At 73.4% G+C, this 3,463-nt stretch carries 3 protein-coding genes; all 3 read right to left on the bottom strand.

All coding sequences use genetic code 11. From position 1 onward, the window contains the following. On the bottom strand, nucleotides 1-631 hold a 631-nt coding region (locus O3W51_RS48695), incomplete at its 3' end, for an alpha/beta hydrolase family protein (protein ID WP_331284161.1). A gap of 22 nt (nucleotides 632-653) precedes the next feature. Then, nucleotides 654-1,526: a hypothetical protein gene (locus O3W51_RS48690; RefSeq protein ID WP_331284160.1), complete on the bottom strand. Its 873-nt coding sequence runs from the start codon at nucleotides 1,524-1,526 to the stop codon at nucleotides 654-656. After that, the gene (locus tag O3W51_RS45710) at nucleotides 1,523-2,854 is read right to left on the bottom strand and encodes an MFS transporter (RefSeq protein WP_138355641.1); all 1,332 of its coding nucleotides are present in this window, start codon (nucleotides 2,852-2,854) and stop codon (nucleotides 1,523-1,525) included. The genes O3W51_RS48690 and O3W51_RS45710 overlap by 4 nt, the downstream gene beginning before the upstream one ends. Between the last annotated feature and the right edge of the window lie 609 nt (nucleotides 2,855-3,463).

Genomic DNA, 3,463 nt, shown 5'->3' with positions numbered 1-3,463 from the left:
ACAGCTCGGTGTCCAGGGCGCGCAGCGCCGGGGTGCCGGCCGCGAACGCCGTCGCGCAGTCGGCCAGCGGTTTGACCGCGTCGGCCTCCTGCCACAGGTCGGGCCGGGTGCCCAGCGCCAGCAGCACCAGGTAGCCGCCCCAGGAGGTCCCCCACAGGCCGATCGCGTCCGCGCGGGCGATGCCGCGGCGCACCAGGTCGGCGCGGACCAGCGCGAGATCGGCGACCTGGGTCAGTCCCACGCCCTGTCCGTACGCGGCCCGCCAGCGCGGTCCGTAGCCGGTGGAGCCGCGGTAGTTGACGCGGGCGACGGCGAAGCCGGACTCCACGAGCGAGTGCACGGCCGGGGCGTAGGCGTCCCGGTCGTGCGCGGCGGGGCCGCCGTGCACCAGGAAGACCAGCGGGTACGGTCCCGCCGTGCCGCTGGGCACGGTGAGCAGGGTGTGCACGGGGCCGTCGGGACCCTGGGTCCACACATCGTCGGCGCGGCCGGCGATCGGCGGCGGTACCGCCTCGAGACCGGGCAGCGGCGCACCGAGCAGGGAGCGGGTGCGCGGCGGGGTGAGCGCGTCGGTCCACAGGTAGTGCACATCGCCGCCGGGCTGCGGGGCCGCGTCGAGCACGGTGCCCACGGGGACGGCGACGGGCGCCAGTTCACGCCGGTCGAGGTCCGCGGTGACCAGCCTGCTGCGGCCGTGCCGGTCCTGGCGGACCAGTACCGTGCGGCCCTGCGGGCACCAGCGGGCGGTGATCTCGGTGTCGGTCGAAGGAGCACCAGCGGTGCAGTTCGAGTCCGGTGTCGGCGCGCCAGGTGGCGATCACGTAGCGGCCGTCGCGCTCGGCGACGAGCAGCAGTTCGGGGGTGCTGCGCCCGGGGCGCAGTTCGGGGGTGCTGCGCCCGGGGGCGAAGCCAAGTGCCCACAGCCGACCGTCGGTGCCCGGCAGGCTCTCCACCACAGCGCCGTCCGGTGTCAGCAGGGTGACCGCGTCCTTTCCGGCCGCACCGCGCGCGACGGCCAGCAGGTCGCCCGCCGGGGCGAGATCGACCAGCAGGCCGTGACCGTCGGTGCGCAGCACTTCGCGTCCGGCGCCGCCCCGGGGGCCCAGGTGGACGCGCAGTCCGTGCTCGTCCCCGAGCCCGAGCGCGACGGTCCCGCTGTCGCTGACGGCCAGCCCGCAGGGGCGGCCAGGTCCGGTGCCGGTCAGCCCCGGGGTGTCGGGACCGCCGGAGAAGGGCTGGATCCACCAGGTGCCGCGGCCGTTCCGGTCCTCGTCGAACCACCAGATGACGGCATCGGCGTCGATGGCGTACAGCAGGGTGCCGTACGGGCGGTCGGTGACCTGGCGGGCGGCGCCGGTGGCGGCGTCCCACGCGAAGACCTCGCAGCGGCCGTCGACGTCCCCGGTGAGCACCATCAGACCGGGCGACCGCCGGCAGGTGGCGGGCAGCACGGGCCGGTAGACCTGGTAGCCCAGTCCGGAGTCCCGGCCGACGGGGGTGGCGGGGACGGCGGGCAGATCGCTCATGAGGGCTCACCGGCTTCCAGCGGCTGGGGACGGGACAGCAGGGCGGGGTCGTGGTTCGGGTCGGTGGCCGGGTCGTTGTCGGAGCCGGGTTCACGGTCGGGGTCGTGGTCCGAGGGCAGGAACCGGCGGGCCGCGGTCGCGGTGGCGTAGGCGGCGAGCACAGCCAGCCCGGCCGCGCAGAGCAGTGCCGTACGGGTGGACCCGAGGTGGTCGGTGAGCAGTCCGGCGGCGGCCGGGGCCAGGACGGAGGCGACTCCGCAGGCGGTGTCCAGCGTGGTGCCGACCCGGGACTGGAGCTGGTCGGGGGTCACCAGGACGGCCCGCGAGTGCAGGACGACCGCGACCGCCGGGACGGTCAGCGACACGGAGCCCAACAGCAGGCCGTAGACCCAGGCGTGGGTGGCGAAGGCCAGGCCGGCGGCGACCGGCACCATGGTCCAGGAGGCGGCGATCACGATCCGCGCGGCGGGGATCCGCCGTGCGAGCCGGGGCGCGGCGGCGGCGCCGACCAGCCCGGCGGCCCCCGACAGCGCGAGGACGAGACCGGTGGACGCGGTGCCGGAGCCCTGGCCGCGGATGCTGAACACCGCGCCGTAATACAGCGCTGTCAAGAGCCCGTTGACGCCTGCCGTCCACAGCAGCACAAATCGAAGAAACGATTCGTTGCGCACGAAACGTAATCCGGCCAGGAATTCTTCGGTAAAGCGCGGAGGCGAATCCTCCGATTTCTGGTGCGGATTGAGATCGGCTCGGATGGCCCGTACGCAGAGAGCGGAGAACACATAGGAAAGAGCGTCCATGAGAAACGGCAGCCAGCGGGCCAGCGGGAACAGCAGGCCGCCCAGCGCGGGGCCGGCCACCAGCGCGCCCTGCTCCCCCGCCTCCAGCCGCGCGATGGCACGCGGATAGTGGACCGGCGCCACCACGGTGACCAGCGTCCCGCGGGCGGCCGCCTCGTAGCACGCCGTGGCCACCCGCTCGACGAGCGCGGCCGAGCACAGAAGGAGCAGCGAGGGCCGGCCCCAGGCCGCGGCAGCGGCTATCGCACCCATCGCACCTGCCGCCACCAGCGCGGATCCCACCATCATCCCCCGTCGCCAGCGCCGGTCGGCCAGCACGGACGCGGGCGGCCCGGCCAGCAGTCCACCGATCGCGGAGACCGAGGCCAGGACGCCGACGGTGCCGGGCGACGAGCCGAGACCGAGCAGCAGCAGCGGGAGTACCAGGCCCGAGGCCTGGGTGCCGAGCGCGTCGGAGGTGCCCGCCGACCAGTACAGCCAGAAGTCCCGGGACTGGCTGCCGGGCGACGTGCGACGTGCAGCGGTCATGGCGAGGCCGTCCTACGTCCCGGGCGGAATACCCGCAGAGATGGGGAAAAGGGGAGTGTTTCCTCTCGAATCCCCGGAAGCGTAGCGAGGCGGATTCCGGCTCCGCAATATGAACATACGATCCATTACTTCGAGTTGACGTGCCATTGAGAAAGAATTGGCCACGATTCGACCGGTATTCGAGCACGACTCAAGTCCTCTCGGGCATTTTTCTGCGGACTTCTCTTCCCCGGTGGAACGGCCGCGCCCCGCCGCCCCTCCATGACCTCGGCCTTTGGCCGCCGCGGGGCGGCGGGAAGCGCCGCGTCACTCGTTCGGCAGCACGAGGGGCTCCCCGCGGTGCCGCCGGGCCGCTGTACCTGTCGAATGGGTCAGACGTGAGTCGGAAGCGGGTCCACCGACACGTCGTGACGCCGGCACATCGCAGTACCGGCACCGCGACGGGGAGCGGGCCCACGCGTCGGGAAGGGCTGGACCGATGGCCGATACGACAGATGCTCCCAAAGTGGTGGGCCGGCTGGCCTCGCACCGGCTGCTGGGCGAACTGCTCGCCGAGTTCCTCGGCACCCTGGTGCTCATCCTGTTCGGCGTGGGAGTGGTGGCGCCCGG

The organism is Streptomyces sp. H39-C1 (genome assembly GCF_027158125.1).
GTDB classification, from domain to species: Bacteria; Actinomycetota; Actinomycetes; order Streptomycetales; family Streptomycetaceae; genus Actinacidiphila; species Actinacidiphila fildesensis.
Note: the sequence above shows the minus strand (reverse complement) of the source record. Positions and strands in the feature narration are given on the sequence as shown.